This window comes from Pseudomonas benzenivorans (assembly GCF_033547155.1).
In the GTDB taxonomy this organism is placed as follows: Bacteria; Pseudomonadota; Gammaproteobacteria; order Pseudomonadales; family Pseudomonadaceae; genus Aquipseudomonas; species Aquipseudomonas benzenivorans_B.
Window position 1 is genome coordinate 1,189,530 of record NZ_CP137892.1, and the last position, 19,740, is coordinate 1,209,269.

Annotated in this window: 18 protein-coding genes; 9 read left to right on the forward strand and 9 right to left on the reverse strand. The window is 59.8% G+C overall.

All coding sequences use genetic code 11. The annotated features are described in order from the left end of the window. Positions 1–124 precede the first annotated feature (124 nt). From SBP02_RS05540 to SBP02_RS05565, 6 genes are all read right to left on the reverse strand, one after another. Entirely contained in the window at positions 125–952 is an 828-nt protein-coding gene (locus SBP02_RS05540) for a replication initiator protein A (protein ID WP_318645399.1), read from the reverse strand. An 11-nt stretch (positions 953–963) separates the two neighbouring features. Next, complete coding sequence (locus SBP02_RS05545) at positions 964–1,335, reverse strand: helix-turn-helix transcriptional regulator (protein WP_450091460.1); 372 nt, start codon at positions 1,333–1,335, stop codon at positions 964–966. A gap of 502 nt (positions 1,336–1,837) precedes the next feature. Beyond that, positions 1,838–2,350 (reverse strand): antirestriction protein ArdA, encoded by a 513-nt coding sequence (locus SBP02_RS05550; RefSeq protein ID WP_318645400.1) that lies wholly within the window; start codon positions 2,348–2,350, stop codon positions 1,838–1,840. Positions 2,351–2,541: 191 nt separating this feature from the next. Beyond that, positions 2,542–2,838, reverse strand: coding sequence for a LasR-specific antiactivator QslA (locus tag SBP02_RS05555; protein ID WP_318645401.1), 297 nt, complete (start codon positions 2,836–2,838; stop codon positions 2,542–2,544). Then, a complete protein-coding gene (locus tag SBP02_RS05560; RefSeq protein ID WP_318645402.1) occupies positions 2,831–3,106 on the reverse strand; it encodes a hypothetical protein in 276 nt (91 codons plus the stop codon). The genes SBP02_RS05555 and SBP02_RS05560 overlap by 8 nt, the downstream gene beginning before the upstream one ends. Before the next feature lie 525 nt (positions 3,107–3,631). Beyond that, the gene (locus tag SBP02_RS05565) at positions 3,632–4,564 is read right to left on the reverse strand and encodes a LysR family transcriptional regulator (RefSeq protein ID WP_318645403.1); all 933 of its coding nucleotides are present in this window, start codon (positions 4,562–4,564) and stop codon (positions 3,632–3,634) included. Positions 4,565–4,694: 130 nt separating this feature from the next. Here SBP02_RS05565 and SBP02_RS05570 point away from each other — a divergent pair, with 130 nt between their 5' ends. From SBP02_RS05570 to SBP02_RS05595, 6 genes are all read left to right on the forward strand, one after another. Next, a complete protein-coding gene (locus SBP02_RS05570) occupies positions 4,695–5,489 on the forward strand; it encodes a hypothetical protein (protein WP_318645404.1) in 795 nt (264 codons plus the stop codon). Positions 5,490–6,448: 959 nt separating this feature from the next. Then, on the forward strand, positions 6,449–7,486 hold the full coding sequence (locus SBP02_RS05575; RefSeq protein WP_318645405.1) for a TRAP transporter substrate-binding protein: 1,038 nt from the start codon (positions 6,449–6,451) through the stop codon (positions 7,484–7,486). 83 nt (positions 7,487–7,569) lie between these two features. Then, the gene (locus SBP02_RS05580; RefSeq protein WP_318645406.1) at positions 7,570–8,187 is read left to right on the forward strand and encodes a TRAP transporter small permease subunit; all 618 of its coding nucleotides are present in this window, start codon (positions 7,570–7,572) and stop codon (positions 8,185–8,187) included. Next, positions 8,184–9,470 (forward strand): TRAP transporter large permease, encoded by a 1,287-nt coding sequence (locus SBP02_RS05585; protein ID WP_318645407.1) that lies wholly within the window; start codon positions 8,184–8,186, stop codon positions 9,468–9,470. Before SBP02_RS05580 ends, SBP02_RS05585 begins: the two co-directional genes overlap by 4 nt. Positions 9,471–9,605: 135 nt before the next feature. Next, positions 9,606–10,085, forward strand: a complete 480-nt coding sequence (locus tag SBP02_RS05590) for a hypothetical protein (RefSeq protein ID WP_318645408.1) — start codon at positions 9,606–9,608, stop codon at positions 10,083–10,085. Positions 10,086–10,159: 74 nt separating this feature from the next. Then, on the forward strand, positions 10,160–12,127 hold the full coding sequence (locus SBP02_RS05595; RefSeq protein WP_318645409.1) for a putative bifunctional diguanylate cyclase/phosphodiesterase: 1,968 nt from the start codon (positions 10,160–10,162) through the stop codon (positions 12,125–12,127). Positions 12,128–12,221: 94 nt separating this feature from the next. On the opposite strand, the gene SBP02_RS05600 is transcribed toward SBP02_RS05595, so the two are convergent. From SBP02_RS05600 to SBP02_RS05610, 3 genes are all read right to left on the reverse strand, one after another. After that, on the reverse strand, positions 12,222–12,725 hold the full coding sequence (locus tag SBP02_RS05600; RefSeq protein WP_318645410.1) for a DinB family protein: 504 nt from the start codon (positions 12,723–12,725) through the stop codon (positions 12,222–12,224). A 73-nt stretch (positions 12,726–12,798) separates the two neighbouring features. Beyond that, entirely contained in the window at positions 12,799–14,682 is a 1,884-nt protein-coding gene (locus SBP02_RS05605; protein WP_318645411.1) for a methyl-accepting chemotaxis protein, read from the reverse strand. Positions 14,683–14,811: 129 nt separating this feature from the next. Further along, positions 14,812–16,035: an OprD family porin gene (locus SBP02_RS05610; protein ID WP_318645412.1), complete on the reverse strand. Its 1,224-nt coding sequence runs from the start codon at positions 16,033–16,035 to the stop codon at positions 14,812–14,814. A 281-nt stretch (positions 16,036–16,316) separates the two neighbouring features. On the opposite strand from SBP02_RS05610, the gene SBP02_RS05615 reads away from it, so the two are divergent. The 3 genes from SBP02_RS05615 to SBP02_RS05625 all read left to right on the forward strand — a co-directional run bounded on the left by SBP02_RS05615 (position 16,317) and on the right by SBP02_RS05625 (position 19,737). Further along, complete coding sequence (locus SBP02_RS05615) at positions 16,317–17,261, forward strand: LysR family transcriptional regulator (protein WP_318646307.1); 945 nt, start codon at positions 16,317–16,319, stop codon at positions 17,259–17,261. A gap of 406 nt (positions 17,262–17,667) precedes the next feature. After that, on the forward strand, positions 17,668–18,495 hold the full coding sequence (locus tag SBP02_RS05620; RefSeq protein WP_318645413.1) for a transposase: 828 nt from the start codon (positions 17,668–17,670) through the stop codon (positions 18,493–18,495). Between the two features lie 78 nt (positions 18,496–18,573). After that, positions 18,574–19,737, forward strand: a complete 1,164-nt coding sequence (locus SBP02_RS05625; RefSeq protein ID WP_318645414.1) for an acyl-CoA dehydrogenase family protein — start codon at positions 18,574–18,576, stop codon at positions 19,735–19,737. The last annotated feature ends 3 nt before the right edge of the window (positions 19,738–19,740 follow it).

Sequence of the window (19,740 nt, forward strand, 5' to 3'; positions counted from 1 at the left end):
CGTGGCCTGCAGAGGATTTCGTGCGCCTGATGGCACGAGGGTGATGCTCCTGATAGCACGTGCCGGCGTGCGCCTGATAGCACGTCGGGATTCACAGCTTTTCCAGAGGATATCCCCGTGCCGTCTACGGCACGGCCCGGAAGCTCAGTAGTTCCACTGACGGTGAGAGTCGAACGATGCCCAGGCGATAGCCCGGCAGCGACTGCCGGGTGACCAATGCACGCAGGTCGAGGGCGAAGTCCGAGTAACGCGCCGAGCTGCCCGACTTGCGGTACAGGTGGCGAAAGTCGAACTGCCAGCCGTCCTCCTGGCGTCCACCGTGCTTGCGTACCAGGCGGTACAGCCAGCGCTCTATGCCGCCGGTGAGGCGGAAGTAGGCCGGGTCGATGGTCAGCACCAGGGCCTGATCCAGTACCCCGCGGTAGAACCAGTCCGGCAGGATCAGCTCGATGCCCAGCGGCCGGCCATCGGCCGCGGCCAGCTCCTTCCACTCGTTGATCCAGGAGAACCGGTGCAGGCGCCGTCCCGTGGGCGCGCGAAGCGAGGTGGCCACACTGGTCGACTGCAGCCGATCCAGGGCGGCCTTGAGGCGCTGGTAGTCGCGCAGCGAGGTGCCGCGGCCGATGAAGCGCAGGATCTGGTAGGGCGTGGCGCGCATCAGCCGCGAGGTGGGGATGCCGGCATCGCGCGCCTCGACCAACTGGCTGGCCGCCCAGATCAGGATGTCGGCGTCCCAGATGGTGGCGATGCCATGCTCCAACGTGCCCTCTACGCGCACCGTCACCTCGCCTGAGCGGAAGTCGATCGGCACGACACGGCGCGACTTGGCCAGGGAGAAGAACGGGTGCGCCATCAGGTCCTGGGCGTCGCGTGGCGCCAAATCGCCCGGCAGGGCACGGAACAGATCCAGCTGCCCACTCTGGGCAGGCAGGTCGTGAGGGTTGTGGCTCATGGACAAGGGCTTCACTGCTCATCACGCTGCGCTCCCGGGTGGCGGTCGAGGTACTCGGGGTCGAAGGTGGTCTCGAAGCTGCGCTCTGCGGCCCAGGCCTCGAGATCGGCCAGCGCGTACATCACCCGCCGACCGAACTTGTGGAAACGCGGTCCGCCGCCGATCACCCGCTGCTTCTCCAGCGTGCGCGGCGACAGGCGCAGGAAGGCCGCGGCTTCGTTGTTGGTGAGGTAGCGCGGGGCAGGGCAGGCCTGAGGCGCTTGCGCCTCACAGGCGCGCTCTACGGGCCTCATGGCGTGGGCTGTGGGGCCGGCTTTGCGGTGCAGCGGGGAGTCGAGCTCGATGGGATTCGGGTAACGAGACGGCTCGGCTGAGTGCGACATGGGGGTGTCCTCCGTTGACGTGGGAGGTGCACCCTGCGGCAGTCGTCGCGCTCGATCATGCCGGGTTGGGTCAGGGCGAATGCGCAGGTAAGAGACGTGGGGATTGAGACGCGCAAGGTCTGGATACTGACCGGGTACGATCCACCCGTGCGAGCGACTGCCGGCGATCAGTTCTCGCACCGAGACAGGTGCACACGGCGCTACGGATCTGCGGCTTGCTGTAGAAGCGCAAAAGCGCAATAGCGGATTTCCGTAAATCCGTAAAAGCGCCGATCCGCTTCTGCACAAATCCGTAGTTCCGTAGAAGCGGATCTACGGATTTGGGTAAAGACGTAAGACCCTAATGGTCTCAGTCGGCAGGCTCCAGGAAATGGTGGTTGCAGGCCGATTGCCGGCTGCGTGCACCCGGGCATTGGCTTTCGGGTGGGGCGCGCGGGGGGCCGGCAGGGCAGGGGCGCAAACAGCCAGGGCACCGGGTCGGCCCCGGTGCCCTGCATTCGGTCTAGCGATTCCAGAACACGTGCACCTGCTCGAAGCCGGTCTCCAGGGTGAACACGTCGCCGCCCATCTCCATGTCGCGGGCCATGGCGCGGTAGTCAATGTAGGGAGCCAGGTGCTGGGGAATGCTGCTGGTTTGCTCGGTCAGCTCCTGGGCGTAGTCGGCCAGCGAGGCGTAGCAGCCGCAGTAGTCGTCCTCGGCGGCCTGGCGGGCCTGCTCCAAGTCGCTGCAGTGGGCGAGCAATGCGCCGCCGAACTCGGGGTACTCCTCGATAAAGCAGGCGATCTGGTGGGCATGCTGCAAACCTTCGTACTCACCGAGGCGGTAGCCGTCGAAGCCCTCGAAGTCGTGGATGGCGTATTCCTCCGCGCCCTCGACCGGCGAGGCCGCCAGCATGGCCGTGACCTGATCCTGGATGTCGTCCAGCTCCAGGGTGGCGTCGATCCAAGCACCATGCAGGTGGCCGGCGTTGTAGGCGGCCAGGTCGGCTACGTAAATCCTGATGTGTTCGCTCATGGCTTTCGCTCCTTCGTCTTCCGGGTTCTGCGCTTGCGCTGCGCATGAACCCCTGCCGACTAGGGCGACTAAGGCCGTGGTGAAAAAATCAGGAAAAATCGCGGAGGCTCCACCCGGCGCAGCGGCCGGGTGGAAACCGTCTATTTTTCTTGATTTTGAGGGGGCAAGAACCCCTGCTCCTGCCAACTGGACTAGAGGCTCAGGGTCACGTCCCTGAGCGGCTCCACCCCGCAGCGGGGTGAGCACAGGCGCTGGTGGATGCGACTGAGAAAACCCACCTCGAAGGCCCTCCGTTCGATGGCGCGGGGCAGGTGATCGCGCTCGGCGATCATCGCCGCCCAGAGCCAACCGCTGCGCGGGTTGTCGAGCCAGGCCTGGGCGAAGCTGACACCGCGGTTGAACACCAGGCGACAGTCTGCGGCCCAGGTGATCTCCATACCAGGGTGGTCATCATGGGCGGGTAGTTGGGTGATGACAGCCTTAGCCATGTCGGGCCCCTCCTCGTGCTTCGGACAGCGCACGGCGGTACAGCACAACCAGCTCGTCGAGCAGGTCCAGGGCCGAGTAGGCCGTTATGCGCAGGCGCAGGTTCTCCGGCTGCAAGCCATCCGGCTCGGCCAGCTGATCGAGCAGATTGCCGAGCACTGTGGCGCGCAATTCGGCGGCCGCCTCGACAGGCAGGGGCGAGCGCTCGGACTCGTGCAGCGGACTCGGCTGGCGTGGGAAAGGGAGGATGCAAGTTTCGAATTCAGCCATGGCGCACCTCCCGGATGGAGGCGAACGACAAGACCAGCGACCCAAGGCGGAGCCCTTGGGTAAAAAGGGGATAGCGCATTTTCCTTATGCTCCTTGGTTCGATTAAGGAGCCGCCACCGACCGTTGCTACACGATATGGAGGCGGACCGCACGGGGGTAGCAAACCGGGAACCAAGGGAACCGGCCAGGCCGAAGCCTGCCCCGTACGGCCCGCCATAGAAATGCGGCAGCACAGTGCTAAAGCACTGACTACACACTATGACGCTAGCGCGTCTTGGTTTCTCAGGTTGCTACACCCGGTCGTGGGATTGACCACAACGGGCGCACTCTAGCCTGCGGGTTTCGGGATGGCAACCTACTGTGGCGTAGATGGGGGGATTATCCTATTCACTCTAGATGCATGCGGAGGTGCTACTTTTCCAAAGCAAATGTGCAGGACAGATTCCAACGGTCAGCGGCCGGCCGGCGAGAATATTGAGTGGGCTACAGTTGGATTGGCGCTAAAATGTTCAGAGTTTCCTTGGTTTAGAAATCGTCTACGGCGGAAGTCTCTAGCTCCCAATATGGATTGTCTCTGTCAAAGTATTCCGCCAGAAAGTCAATGAATGTTCTAACCCTCAGTGGTAGATACTGTGTGCTGGGGTAAACAACATAAGCTGTAAATTCCCGCCATGTATAGTCCTTTAGTAAGACGATTAGCTCGCCTGAGCGAATCGCCTGATAGGAGATAAATATTGGTTGATTGACGATTCCGTTGCCGGCTATAGCAAGATCGCGCAGGAACGCCCCGTTGTTTGAGGTGATGAGTGGGGTGGGGTCGACAGCTCCTTTCTTTCCCGCAGGATCGGTATACACCCAGCGAGAGTCTTTTGCTCCGCTATAGCGTAAACAGTCCAAGTCAAGCAAGTCTCTAGGCGTTTTAGGGGGGGCGCGATATTTGAAGTAGTCAGGGCTTGCGGTAATGGCATGGCGAATTTTAGTAAGTGGACGAGCAGCCAGTCGACTGTCTCCCAAGTCAGCAATTCGGAGCGCTAGATCATATCCACCATGCACAAGATCGACTTGGCTGTCGGAGAAGTCAATGTCGACAGTGACGGAAGGATACTGTTTGATGAATTCCCGAATAGCCGGGGTGAGGTGCATCAAGCCAAAGGTGAGTGGTGAGGCTATCCTCAGTTTGCCCTGCACAAGTGTCCGTGCTCCGGTTGCAGTGGACTCAGCAATGTCGACTGCCGACAATATTTCCTTTACGTGCTCCAAAAATAATCGGCCCGAATCGGTCAGGCTAAGGCTGCGGGTCGTTCGGGCGAGTAACTGGACACCCAAACGCGCCTCTAGATCTGAAAGTCGCTTGCTCACTGCTGACTTGGCTATGACGAGTTGCTCTGCTGCGGCCGAAACAGAACCCGCCTCGACAACGCGTACAAATGTTTCCATTTCTAAAAATTTGTCGGACATGGAGTTGCCATCGTTCTCGATTTGAGAACAGCATGTTCACATAACCTATGTTTCTCAGCAAGGGTGGTGGTGATAGCCTTTCTTCTGGCGATGTACTTATGGTTCTAGCAATGGAGGAGGGGTGGTTTGCATGAGAAAGTTAATTGGGATGGCCTTTTTGGGTGTGTCGTTACTGTTGCCGGTACACGGTTATGCAGCGCAGACTAAAACAGATGGTGTGCTGACGCTTGAGTACAGCGATGGCAGTCCGGCGACCACCGGGGTGGAAAGTGTCAATGCTGTGTTGAGTGCGGTCGGAGTTCGTGTGAGTCAATTGCCACTGCCTGAAGCGGCACGACCTATTCTCAAGGTCTCCCAGGCAAGGGCTCTTAGTGAAAAAGAAGCAAGTGAGTTGATATCCTACTTCTCTCTACATCGTGGGGAGTTGCTCGAGCAAATTAGCAAGGCAGGGCGAAAGCCGGAAATGCATCGTGGTGGGTACTTGTCGACATCTGAAGTTGGGGTTGCCCCGTATCCCAAAGTGTACGACATGAAGGCCATGTCGCCAGAGGTGAAAGTATTTCTTCAGGAGAAATTTGGGAAGTTGCACGTCAACAGTTCAGACAGTGGCGTGGGTATCGATGAGGTCATGACAATCGTGTCGGGTGGTCCATGGACCTGGTTCTTCGCATTGCCTGGCAATGTGGTAGGTAAGTTGACGCTGGGTCATGTGGGGTTGGACGGACAGGCGTGGCGTATTAGTTATCCTGGTTTGGGTGTCCATGGTGGTTATCTGGATGCGGACTATGGCTTGGTAGTTGCTTATGCGCATGGGCCAAAGCATTTTGTGATGCGCTATGAGGAGCCAGGTATCGAGGGGGTGGAGCTATTGGGTACCAATCCTTGGATTGATTTCTCGGGAAAGGCTCCTAGGTTGTTGAAGTAATAATCGACTGATGATGGTTGTCGGAAATCTCTGTGCGGTGCTGGCTTGCCCAAATGAGTGGCGCTTTTAACGCCGTAATCGGCTCCAGATAGTCTTGCCAGGTTCTCCTTATTTTTTGGAGGTGGGAAGGTGCGAGTTCAGCTGTAGCTCGAGCGATCCATTCTCGGCCTATCGGATTTGGTCTATCCATCCAGAAACCCGGGCTTTGCTCGGGTTTCTTCGTTTTGCGGGTGCATCTGGGCAGTGCGAGGCGGGGACCTATCGGGCGGTGTCGCTGACGTTGTATCGATCAACTCAGAACTCCTGCTGGTAGCGTTATATTGTCCGATCGGCCGTGAGGCAGGCTCCTTTCCGCCTTGGCTACTTCAAGCTGAGTGCCGCAGTCTACTCGGGGAGCGGGTGCTGGCAGCGCTCCATCAGTTTTCCACGACAACTTGCTCAAGTAACCGAGGCTGCATGCGTGCCACGGTGCCATCGGCCATATGCAGCCGCCGACAATTTGTCGCAGGCCTCGGTGAGGCGAGTGATCAGCCATGCCTGATCTGACGCGTTGCGACCAGTCCAAGCGACTGTTTGATATGCATATCCAGCGTGAGTGCAGCGTGCGGTGGTTGCAAGGCGGAACTAGCCTGGCATAGACGTCAGATGCTTTAGGGCTGAACAGAAAATCCTATATCCCGCGTCTGATTTTATTGGTTGGACTCGGCGTTAGGGCAGCGCAAGAATACGCGTAAGGTATTTGACAGGGCATCCGCGTAGCACCGTTCAACTAATCAAGGCTGGAGTTTGGTAGTCGAATTTCTGTGTTCGGTCGGCGGAAGTTCAGATCTGCTATGGCTGGCAATGCGGGATGGGTGTCGGGTAAGTGCGATCGTCACCTCAAATTACTGTAGATGCGTGTCGAGGTGGGTGAGTCTCGTCGCGCTGGCCTAACCACTACTCACCGGATGGGACTGAACATGAAAACAATAATTGCCGCGCTCGTCAGTACAATGCTAATAAGTTCTGCCAATGCAGAGGATCTTCCGAAGACCAAGTTACAAGTTGTCGGTGGTGTAAGTAACCTCACCGCCTACAGTGATTTTGAGAAGCCATTCTGGAGTAAGGAAATTCCCGAGTTATCGAATGGTCAGGTCAGTGCGGACATCAAAGGCTATAACGAAATGGGCCTCAAAGGGCCCGAGATGATGCGTCTGATGTCTCAGGGCGTGATCGAGTTCGGTACGGCGACACTGGCCTACTTCGCCACGGACAATCCGATCAACGAAGCAATCGATCTGGCTGGACTGTCGCCGGATGCCGCCACTGCGCGCACTGTCACTGATGCCTTCAAGCCGATCTACACCAAACACTACGGCGGGGATGCTGGTATCAAGTTGCTGGGTATTTCTACCTACCCGGGTCAAGTTCTGTTCTGTAACGCAGACATTCAGGGATTGACTGATATCAAGGGTAAGCGGGTGCGTACCAGTAGCCGGACTCAGGCTGACTTTATCGAGGCCTTGGGTGGCACCAGCGTGACCATGTCTTTTGGCGAGGTAGTGCCGGCCCTGCAGAACAATCTGGTGGATTGTGCGATCACCGGTTCGTTGTCCGGCTACTCGGGCAAGTGGTACGAAGTGTCGACCCACCTGTATGCGCTGCCGATCAACTGGAACCAGCAGATTCATGCGGTTAACCAGAAGGCTTGGGACAAGATCGATCCGCAGGTTCGCGACTTCCTGGAGGGCCATATCACGACCATGGTCGATAACATCTGGAGCGCGGCAGCCAAGCAGACGCAAGAAGGTTACGACTGCAACACTGGTGCGGCCAGTTGCCCCTATCCGGACAAAGGCAAGATGACCCTGGTCGAGCCGAGTGAGGCTGATCGGCAGCTGCTGGCGAGCATCCGAGAGGATGTGCTCAGCAAGTGGGCACAGCGTTGTTCTGAGCAGTGCGTGGCGGACTTTAATGCCACGGTGGGCAGGGCGTTGAACATCGCCGCAAACAAGTAAGCCCTCGCCAAGACGTGCCGCGAGGCCTCCTAGAAGAGGCCTCGCTCAACTGCAAACGGGGCGTTTTGCCCTCGGATACTGCCATGCCCTCCCGTGATTTCGTCTGTCTCTCGTTCTTGATCAACAAGGCGTCCATGATGTCGCGTGCCGCCGTTTACTTTGGCGGCGGCTTGACGATCGCCAGCGTATTGTTGATTGCCTACGATATCTGCCTGCGCCGGTTGTTCGGTATTACTGTCGGTGGTGCCGACGAACTGTCTGGCTATGCCTTCGCTATCAGCAGCAGCTGGGCGCTGGCGTTTACCGCATTGGAGCGTGCGAACGTCCGCGTGGACGTGCTCTATCAATACTTACCCCTGCGTATCAGCGCACTCGTGGATTGGCTGGCGTTGGTCGCGCTCGGCGTGTTTTCCGCTTACCTCAGTTATTTCGCCTACGACGTCGTGATGAGCTCTTGGGTACAGGACTCGGCGGCCAATACTCCATTGGCCACGCCGTTGTGGATGCCCCAGGGCCTCTGGCTGGCGGGACTGGCCTGGTTCTCGGTGGTCCTGGCTCTGATGCTGTTGCGGGCGTCGATCGCACTGATCACGGGTGACATCGAAGTCGTCAAGCAGCTGTGTGGTGTCAAGTCGGCAAAGGAAGAGGCGGCGACCGAAGTTGCCTTGGGTCAGCGGATTGTTCGGGGAGAAACAGTATGATTCCTGTCGCACTGATTATTTTGCTAACCCTGATCGGCCTTAGCGTACCGATCGCCGCGGCCTTGGGCGTGCTAGGCCTGATTCTGGATCCGCTGTATTCGATGTTGCCGCTGACTAGGGCCATCGGCGAGCTGACCTGGAGCTCCAGCACCGAATTCCTGCTGGTGGCCATACCGCTGTTCATCATGCTTGGGGAAATACTGCTGCGCGCCGGCTTCGCCGAGCGCATGTACAGTGCCATGAGCCTCTGGCTGTCCTGGCTGCCCGGTGGCTTGATGCATGCCAATATCGGTGCCTCCACGCTGTTTTCTGCCACCTCCGGCTCCAGCGTGGCGACGGCGGCGACCGTGGGCACGGTCGCGCTGCCGCAGATCAAGCGCTATGGCTACAACGAGCCGCTGTTTCTAGGCAGCATCGCGGCCGGTGGCACCCTGGGAATATTGATCCCACCCTCGATCAACCTGGTGATCTATGGCGTGCTGACCAATACATCGGTGCCGAAGCTCTATTTGGCCGGTATCGTGCCGGGTCTGCTGATGGCGGCGTTGTTCATGTTGATGATCATCATCTGTTGCATCGTCAAGCCAACCTGGGGTGGACAGCGGATCCAGGCCAGCTGGCGCGAGCGCTGCATCAGGTTGGTCGACCTGGCGCCGCCGCTCGGGATATTCCTGCTGGTGGTGGGCTCGATCTACGCGGGCATCGCCACGCCGACCGAGGCCGCCGCATTAGGCGTAGTCGGCGCCCTGGTACTGGCCGCCTGTTTCCGCCGCCTGAGCGTGCAGATGCTACGCGAGGTGGTAGAGGGAACCATGCGGGCCAGCGCGATGATCATGATCATCGTCATCGGCGCGGCCTTTCTCAACTTCGTGATGTCGGCGACTGGGCTGACCAACGCAATTACCGAAAGCATTGTCGGGCTCAATTTGTCGCCCATGTTGATGCTGCTGATAGTGGTGATCTTCTATGTGGTCCTAGGGTGCTTCATGGAAACCCTGTCGATGATGATCACCACCATCCCCATCGTCGCGCCGATCATGATCGCCCTCGGCTTCGACCCGATCTGGCTGGGCGTGGTGATCATTGTCCTGGTTGAAACCGCACTTATCACTCCACCGGTTGGACTCAATCTGTTTGTCGTACAGAGCCTGCGCAAGAGTGGTTCGATGCAGGCGGTGTTCATGGGCGGCATGCCCTTCGTTGTCGCGCTTTTTGCAATGGTGGCCCTGCTTGCCGCGTTCCCGGGGTTGGCGTTGTGGATGCCCTCGGTATTCGCCAACTAGATGGCCAGGCTCTCGGTGCCGTCGCCAGTATGAAGCCGAGAGTTCGAGGGATCTAACGCTGCTCCAACGCAGTGCAAGGGAACAGGTTCCCCCCCCAATGGCCTATGCCATTTGGGGGGTAGGGAGAGACCAAAAATGATTCTGAATAGGTTGCCGGGGGTATTGCTCGCTGCACTGCTGGCCGTTGCCGCACCGCTGGCAAGTGCCCAGGGCGAAATCTTGCTGACGGTCACTGAATCCAGCGGGAAGTCGGTCGATTTCGATCTCGCGACCCTGGAGGCCATGGGGGGGACGACCCTCGATACCCATACCTCCTGGACCGACGGACTGCAGCGTTTCACTGGTGTACGTGCTGACGAGCTGCTGGAGCCGTTCATTCGCCATGGGGCGACTGTACGAGCCGTGGCGCTCAACGGCTACGAAGCCACCATGAGCCTCGAGTTGTTGCTCGATTATCCGGCGATCATCGCCTACAAGCGCAATGGCCAATACATGGCCATTCGCGACAAGGGCCCACTGTGGATGATATTTCCACTGGATGAGTTTCCCGAGCTCAAGGGCTTGGAGAGCGATCAGAGGATGGTCTGGCAGCTGCGTCATCTGGTGGTCGAATGAGCTTGTCCTGGGCACAGCCTTTATCGCACCTTCATGAGCGTTCGGTGGTCAGGCACTGGTGGCGGCAACACGGAATGTGGCGCCTGCTGCTAGCTTTGGCGGTGTTCATCGCCGCGCTCTATTTCTCCTACCGGGAAATTGGCCAGGCCAACAGCTTGGCGACTTTGCGTGTCGGACACCATACCCACACCCTGTTCAGGACCTACGAGGACGTCCAGCGTTTTCTCTACAGTCTGCGCGACTACACCGGGGATGAACCGCTCGACACGCAGAGTCTGGAGTCGGTGCAGCTGCACTTTGAACTGTTGGTCAGCCGCCTGCGAGTATTTCATGAGGGCGAGGCCAATCGAGAGTTGTTGGCGTTCGCCGAGGTGCGTGCCGCAGTCGATCGCCTGGCAGTGGCACTTGATAGAATCGAGCCGCTGATCGCTGACCTTGCCCCCGAGCGGCGTGATCCGCACTACGCCCAGATCCGTGCGCTGCTGCATGACTCCCGCATCAGTTTTTTGCAACTGGGCAAGCAGTTCCTGCTGAACGCCCAGCTGCGTAACGAACAGCTGCTCAAGCAGCTTTCCCACATGCAGAGCTTCTGGGTCATCGCTGCTCCGGCGGTCAGTGGATCGTTGCTGCTGGTGCTGTTCTTCCTGCAGCTGCGCCAATCGATGGCTCTAGCCAAGTCCCTTGAGAGCCAATCCCGAGCCCTTGCGCATATGGCCGCCCACGATTTTCTGACGGCGCTGCCCAACCGGGCTCTTTTGCTTGAGCGACTGACGCGCATGATAGAGCAGACGCAGCGCGCGTCAGGTCGGTTCGCGGTGATGTTCCTCGATCTGGATCGTTTCAAGGCGGTCAACGACAGCCTCGGCCATGCGGTCGGTGACGAGTTGCTGAAGATGGTGGCCGAGCGTCTCTGTGCCTGCGTGCGCGAGGGCGACACCGTGGCGCGTATCAGCGGCGACGAGTTCGTCCTGCTGGTTGGTGACATCGGCGACGACGACGCGGTCATCAATACGGTCGCCGAGCGTGTCGCAACGCAGTTGCGCAGACCCTTCCAGCTGGCCGGCGAGGAGCTGCTGGTCACCAGTAGCATCGGCATCAGCCTGTATCCGGCGCATGGCCAGCAGGCGGAGCTGTTGTTGGTGAACGCCGACGCCGCCATGTACAGTGCCAAGGCCAGTGGTCGCAACAGTATCCATGGCTACCTGGCCGAGATGAATGCTGGCAGCGTCGCTCGACTGGAGCTTAATCGAGACCTGCATTTTGCCCTTGAGCGTGGGCAGTTGGTACTGCACTACCAACCTCTGGTACAGCTTTCCACTGGTCAGATCTTCGGTGTCGAGGCCCTGCTGCGCTGGCAGCATCCAAGTCGCGGCCTGCTGGCGCCAGACGAGTTTATTCCCTTGGCCGAAGAGAGCGGGCTGATCATACCGATCGGCGAATGGATTCTGCGGACCGCCTGCGCCGACGCCGTCGCCTGGCATTCACAGGGTTTACCGCTGCTGAAGATGGCGGTGAACCTGTCCGCGCTGCAGTTCCAGCAACCGGAGTTGGCCGAACGGGTCGACGCGGTGCTAGTTGCGACGGGATTCCCGGCCGAAATGCTGGTGCTGGAGATGACCGAGACTCAGCTGATGCGCAATGTTGATCTGGCGGTAGCGGCTACCCAGGCTTTGCGAGAACTGGGGGTCGGCCTGGCGGTCGACGATTTCGGCACCGGTTATTGTTCGCTGAGCTATCTGCAGCGCTTTCCGGTGAGCAAGCTCAAGCTCGATCGCAGTTTCGTTCAGGATTCGCTTAGCAAGTGCAGCGCCGCGGCCATCTCCCGCAGTGTCATCAGCCTGGGCAAGAGTCTGAGTCTGAAGATACTCGCCGAGGGCATTGAAACGCCCGAGCAACTGGCTTTTCTGCGCGCTCACGGCTGTGACTACGGCCAGGGCTATCTGTTCAGTCGGCCACTTGCTCAGGCTGAGTTGGTCTCGTTTGTCCAGGCTAACCGGGGTGCGCGACTGACGAAGAAGGTAAACCTCGGCTTACCTTCTTGACGGCAAGCAACCAGCATTTTTTCCGGTCTGCCTCCCCGCATTTTGGGGTTGCAGTGGAGGACTTTCTGTGTCGCGATGTTCAGTCGGCATCAGATTAGAACGGGGCAGTGGCACCAGACTGCATACGACCCAGCAACCACTGCAGTCCCGCCAGGTGCTGTTGGTCATGACTGCACAGGTAGTGCACAAGGCCAATGACGGTAAGCCGGCCATAGCCCTCGAGATAGCCCGTTCGGGCCCACTGCAGGTCGCTCAGGCCTTGTAGACGCTCAAGTGTTTTGCAGCGCGCGGCGCGAATATCCTCGAACACGACCTCGGGGGCGGCCTCGGAATAGCGGCGCTGCCTGGCCAAAGCATATCCATCGATGGACTCGAGGTACGGGGTATCCTCCTCCAGCATGCGCCGAAAGCGAGCGTGGTAACCCTCCACTTCGATGTCCCGCACGTGGCATATCTGTTCGATGGCCGTGAAGGACTCGCTCGGAATACCTTCCCAAGAGGCGGGAGCCCAGTGCTGGTGGGGTTCGGGTACTGCCAAGAAAAAGCGCTCTAGCTGCTCAGGGAAGGCACTCAACGCCAAGACTGTTGCTGATGTCATTTATTGTTCTTCCTGAAGGGTAGTTGCCGAGGGGCGCGCCCCAGCAGAGTGAGGGCGCTCATGGTGTGAAAGGTCAGGCAATACGGAATTGTCGTGCGCTGCGACTCAAGGCCTCCACCTGGGCCGACAGGCCCTGGGTGTGCTGCTCCAGGGTCAGGCGCAGGCTCTTGGTTTCTCCGATGTGCAGGTTGACCTCCTGCATCTTGTCGGCGATGTCCTCGGTGGTGCTGGATATTTCCTCGATCGCGACGACCACCTGGTTCATCTCCGCGGTCAGCTGCTCCATCGAGCAGGTGATCGCCCCGATGGCCTCGGCTACCTGGCCGGCATGCTGTTCGCCTTTGGCGGCCACGGCCAGGCCATCGGTCATCAACTCATCCATGCTGCGGGTCTGTTGCTTGAAGTCACCGACAATGCGGGCGATGTCGGTGGTGGCCGATACGGTCTTCTGCGCGAGCGTACGAACCTCGTCGGCTACCACCGAGAAGCCTCGTCCCGCCTCTCCGGCACGGGCCGCCTCGATGGCCGCATTTAGCGCCAGTAGATTGGTCTGGTCGGCCAGGCTATTGATCACATCTATGATGCCGGTCACCTTACCGCTGGAGCGATTGAGCTGTTCGACCTGGCTATGGGTCGCCTGAATCAGCTTCGACAGACGGCCCATACTCTCGACGCTGGCGCCGATGATCTCGGCGCCCTTGCGGGCCGAGTCATACGCTGTGTGGGTAGCGGTGCCGACGTCCGAGGTGCGTTGGGCCATCTCATTGATGGTCGCGGAGATCTGGTGGGACGCCGAGGCGGTCTGCTCGGTCTGCATTTCCACTTGGGTGCTGTTCTCGCCGAGCTGGCGCATGGCGTCGTGCAGGTAGCGATGCAGTTCGCCCAGCTGTTGGTTGGTGTCGACCACATGGCCCACGATCTGGCCGATACCCCGGACCATTCGATTGGTCGCTTCGCCGAGTTGGTTGAATTCGTCCCTCGGGTTGCGCCCCACGGCCATGGTGCCGGTCAGGTCGCCCGAGGCAACCCGGGTGAGCAGTTCGGTGACCCTGTTTAGTTGGGTCAGGAGGGTTCGCGATGCCTGGCTCAGGCTCAGCAGCAGAAAGAGTGCCACGCCGGAGAAGGTCATGCCCATCGTCAGGCTCGAAGAGCTGCGGGCTTCTTGCGCTTGTCTGGCGGTACTGGCGAGGAGACCTGTCTCCAGCATGCGGTTTTGCTCGTCAATCTGCTGCTGGACCTGTTGACCAAGCATTTCGATCTGCATTTCGAGCTGGTCAATCTGGCCAACCAGGCGCTCGGCCTGGGCGAAGGCCTGTGCGAAGCGTGCCACCGCCTGGCCGATAGGGTTGTCCTGCCAGTTCAACTCCTGAATCTTGGCCTGCATCTTTTCCAGAGCGGCATTGGTCTTTTCCGCGTAGCTCGGGTCCGATGTTGTCAGGTAGTTGCGCTGTCCGTTCAGGGCTGCAGTGACATAGGGTTGAATCAGACCGATGCTGATCTCCTCCAGCGAATCTCCGCCGGCCACCAGCTCTTGGCGCAGGCCGGTTGAAGGAGTCAGGCCCAGTTGCTGACGCAGCTCCAACCATTTGCGCTGAAGGCCGGTTTCCTGCTGCACGAGCGCCTGCACCTGTGAGGCACCTTCGCTAATGGCGGTCTGGCCCAGGTCCTTAGCTTTAGGCACGAGTCGTTGAGCCAACTGTTCCAGGTCGATCAGTCGTTGCTGGAAGTCCTCTGCACTGTCCGCGCTGAGGGACTTGCGCAGGTTGCCCTGCTTGAGCCAAGCGTTCATCAGGTTGAACGAGGCACCGGCATAACCGGTGGCGGCTTCTCGGGCGCGGAACGCATCATTTAGCCGCTGGCTCGCCCAGAACGACGAGGCGGCCATCAGGGCCAGGCTGGCCAGGGCGATTGCGATCAGGAGGCGGAATTTCTGTTTCCAAGAAAGATGGAGTTGCATGTTGACTCCTCGCTAAGGCTGAAGAGTCGGCAGTCAGGTAGACGGGGTGAACGCCAGAACCTCCAGTTCCATTAGCTGTCGGCGAAAAGAAAGAGCCGACGGCGGGGTGCCGTCGGCCGTGTCGAGTGCTTACCAGAGGGGCAGGGTGTAGTTGAGGATCAGGCGGTTCTCGTTGATGTCGTTACCGAAGGTGGAGCGCACAGTTGCATTGCGCCACTTGATACCGAGATTCTTCAGCGGGCCGTCCTGAATCACGTAGGCGAGGTCAGTGTTGCGTTCCCATTCCTTCTCATTGCCGCTCGCGCCCACCCGGATGTTGTCGCCAGAGATATAGCGGGTCATGAAGGTGAGGCCGGGGATGCCGACCGCGGCGAAGTTGTAGTCGTAGCGCACTTGCCACGAGCGTTCGTCGGTATTGGCGAAGTCGTTGATCTGGACGAAGTTCACCAGGTAAGGATCGCTGTCGCTGATGTACGGGAATGGATCATCGCCGCCCATGCGCTGATAGCCGGCACCGAAGGCATGGCCATCCAGGGTGTAGGTGAACATGGCGCCGAAGGCAGTGTTGTCGATATCGCGGAAGCTGCCGTCCTCTTGGCTCTTGGCATAGCGCAGGTCGGCCTTGAATGACTGGCCTTCACCCAGCGGCTGCAAGTAGACCAGGGTGCCGTAGTACTGCTGATAGACATCCTCCAGCTTGCCGTAGTGCAGGCCCGCGGTCAGCTCGGGGGTTAGCTTGTAGTCTCCACCGCCAAAGACGAACGAATCGCTTGTGCCGCCTATGCGTCGGGCGCTCATCTCGGTGTAGTTGGTCGAGTTGTTGGCTTTAACCCGGTCAATCTGGCCCCCTTGAAGGACTAGATTGTCGACCTCCTGCACGTTCAGCAGTGCACCGCGGAAGGACCCCGGCAGCAGACGTGAGTCGTTGGACGACGCGATCGGGCTACGAAATGCCAGAGAGCCAACTCGCAGTGTGCTGTTGGAGGCCTTGAGCTTGGCGGTCAGATCCAGCTTGGAGTATTCGTCCTGTGAGCCACCCGAGCGGTCGGCGGGGAGCAGCGCACTGCCGGCGGTGCCATCGCCGGAATCGAGCTTCAGCCCCAGCATGCCTACCGCATCGATGCCGAAACCGACCGGGCCCTCCGTATAGCCCGACTCCAGGCGCAGGATAAATCCTTGTGCCCACTCCTCGGCCTTATTACTGGCGGCGTTGTCCTGGCGAAAGTCGCGATTGAAGTAGAAATTGCGCAGCTCGAGGCTGCCTTTGCTGTCGCCGACGAACTCGGCGTTGGCCAGCCCGGGAAGGCTGGTGCCGAGAATCAGCAGTGCAGCCATGCGATTGCGAGGTGTCATGCGGGGTACTCCTGGAAGCAAAAACGCGCGGCGGTGGTTCACCACTGTTTGGCAAGGCGCATTTTCTATGCCTGTTGTTGTTGTGGGCTTGCCCGTTCCCTCGCGTATTTATGAAAGGGCAAATGGTTGACGTCTAACGAAAAAAAGCATCTCCCCGCGATAACAAATCGCTATACCCGGAGCCGCGAGGAGGATGCATGGTCACCTATCGCGGCGGGTGTATGATCGGCAAAAACTTGTACTTTCGACTCTCCCTAATCGCCGCGAGGTTCGATACGACCGTGAACCTGAAATTTCTCGAAACCCTGGTCTGGGTGGCTCGCCTGAAGAGCTTTCGCCTGACCGCTGAAAAGATGTTTACCACCCAGGCGTCGGTTTCCAGCCGGATTGCTGCTTTGGAGGACGAGCTGGGTACGCGGCTCTTTCTGCGGGATTCGAAGGGTGTTTCGTTGACGCCTTCCGGGCAGAAGGTGCTGGAGTACGCCGAGCACATGATGAACACGCTGCAGGAGCTCAAGCAGTCGATCGGCGACAGCGATAACGTAAGGCGCAGCATCCGCATCGGCGCTATCGATGTGGTCATACACACCTGGCTCAGCTCCTTCATCACCAAGGTGATGGAGCGTTACCCGAGTCTGGAGATCGAGCTGACGGTCGATACCACACGCAATCTCAGTGATCAGGTGCAGAAGGGCTACCTAGATATCAGCTTTCAGGTCGAAATGGTTCGCAGCGACAGCGTGCGCAACCTGGAGCTGGCGACCTTTCCCGTGAGCTGGATCGTCCCAGCCGACTCGCTGTATCACCGGGGGTACGCTTCGCTGGCTGACTTGACAAAAGAGCGGATCATCACCTTCTCGAAGAATTCGCGTCCACACCTCGATGTGCTCAATCTGCTGCATAGCGCTAACGTCAGTACACCCCGGGTAAGTTGCGTTAGCTCCGTGGCAGCCATGACGCACTTGATTCGTACAGGCTTCGGGGTCGGACTGTTGCCGGCTGCGGTGGTCAGCGACGAATTGAGTCGGGGCGTGCTGACCATTCTCGATGGCATTGCGCAGCCGTCTGCGCTGGGGCTGGTGGCCACCTGGCATACGGGGCCGGGCCTCGAGCTGAATGAAGACATCATTGCCCTCGCGTGTGAGGCGCTTTGTGAGTACGGCGCCCAGATGGGCGAAGCGATGATCTCTGTATTGATTCCCGACAAGGGGCAGGAAACGGCCTGAGCCCGCAAGGCCTGGGAGAGGGGGACTCGTACCCCCAACCGCGGCGCGGAGGCCAGCGGTTGTCTCTGACCTCAACCTCTTACGTCATTCGCCAGGTGGCTCTCGGCGCGACTCTGCCACCTTTGCTGTTTACCACCTCAACGCACCAGCCATCTCCTCACTCTGACGCGTACCACTCACGACGTGGCATGGCGTATCACTGCGCTTCGATCTGAATCGCGTCACTAGTTGCTCGACTTGTTAACTAGCCGAGGAAAAGGATTTTTCTATCCCTGGCGTACGTTTTTATTAGTTGGACGGGGTTGTCGGAGCGGGCCAAGAATGCAAGCGAGTCAAGACCACAGAGCATTTTGTGCATTGTGTACGCGACGTATTGCAAATCAGCATGTGAACGGAACCCACCTCGATGAATCAACCCGCTTTCTCGGCCTGGATCGGGCGCACCGAAGAGGCTCGAGATCAACTCAGCCTCAATTTGGTCAAGCGCATCGCCGCGACCCTCAGTGAGCAGGTGCCCGCGTATGGCAAGCCGCTGCCGCCACTTTGGCATTGGGCCTTCTTCCAGGAGCCCGTTGAGGAGTGTGGCTTGGGGCTCGACGGCCACCCGGCGCGCGGCGGCTTCCTGCCGCCAGCGGACAACCGTAATCGGATGTGGGCTGGTGGTCGCGTGGAGTTCATCGCGCCACTCAAGGTTGGCTTTGAGGCGCGGAAGATTTCGACCATCACGCACATCGAGGAGAAGCGCGGACGAACCGGCGACCTGCTGTTTGTCACCCTGCGCCACGATTACCTCCAGGAGGACTATCTGGCGCTTCGAGAGGAGCAGGATATCGTCTACCGCGAGCCGACTCCTCCTAAGAACGGAAGCGGCGAGCCGCTGCCGCCGGCCGATTGGCTGGAGGCGGTGACGCCCAGTGCGACCCTGTTGTTTCGCTATTCCGCGGTCACCCTCAACGCCCATCGCATCCACTACGACTGGCCCTACGCCACAGAGACAGAGGGATACCCAGGACTGGTGGTCCAGGGGCCATTGACCGCCACCCTGAACCTGCGCGCCTTCTGCCGCGCCAATCCCCAGGCGCGCCTGCGCCGTTTCGCATTCCGTGGTGTACGGCCACTGATCGCACCGCAGCCGTTCGCGGTTGGCGGGCGCCGGCTCGATGCCAACAGCGCCGAGTTGTGGGCCGGCGACCAAAACGGCCTGGCGCAGCGCGCCGAGGTGCAGTTCGACTGATTTGAACTAGCCGCGGCTGCTGTCCGCGCCCTATCCATCGCGCAGGAGCCGATCCTGCACCGACATGAGAGCCACGTGATGAACGCCAACCGAAACGAAGAGCTGAATGCCATCCGCGAAGGCGTGCGCGCCCTCTGCGCCGAGTTCCCCGCCGAGTACTGGCGCAAGATTGACGAGGAGAAGGGTTTCCCCGAGGCCTTTGTCGCCGCCATGACCCAGGCTGGTTGGCTCTCGGCGATGATCCCGGAAGAGTACGGCGGCTCGGGACTGGGTTTGGCAGAGGCTTCGGTGATCCTGGAGGAAGTCAACCGCTGCGGTGGCAACTCCGGCACCATCCATGGGCAGATGTACAACATGTTCACCCTGCTGCGTAACGGCAGCGAGGAACAGAAGCGCTACTACCTGCCGAAGCTGGCCAGCGGTGAATTGCGCCTGCAATCGATGGGCGTCACCGAGCCCACCACCGGCACCGACACTACCAAGATCAAGACCACCGCAGTACGCCAGGGTGACAAGTACGTGATCAATGGCCAGAAGGTGTGGATCTCGCGCATCCAGCATTCCGACCTGATGATCCTGTTGGCGCGCACCACACCGCTGGCCGAGGTGAAGAGGAAGTCCGAGGGCATGTCCATATTTTTGGTCGACCTGCGCGAGGCCATCGGCAACGGCCTGACCGTGCAGCCGATCGCCAACATGGTCAACCACGAGACCAACGAGCTGTTCTTCGACAACCTGGAGATTCCCGCCAGCAGCCTGATCGGTGAGGAGGGTAAGGGGTTTCGCTATATATTGGACGGCCTCAATGCCGAGCGCACCCTGATCGCTGCCGAGTGCATCGGCGACGGCCGCTGGTTCACCGAGAAGTCCGCCCAGTACGCCCGCGACCGCGTGGTGTTCGGCCGCCCAATCGGCCAGAACCAGGGCGTGCAGTTCCCCATTGCCGAGGCCCATGTCGAGATCGAGGCCGCCGACTTGATGCGCTGGCGAGCCTGCGAGGAGTACGACGCCGGTCTCAACGCGGGAGCGGCGGCAAACATGGCCAAGTACCTGGCGGCGAAAGCGAGCTGGGAGGCGGCCAACGCCTGCCTGCAGACACATGGTGGCTTCGGCTTCGCCAACGAGTACGACGTTGAGCGCAAGTTCCGCGAGACTCGCCTGTACCAGGTGGCGCCGATTTCCACCAATTTGATCCTGTCCTACGTGGCCGAGCACCTGCTCGAGCTGCCGCGGTCCTTCTGAGGC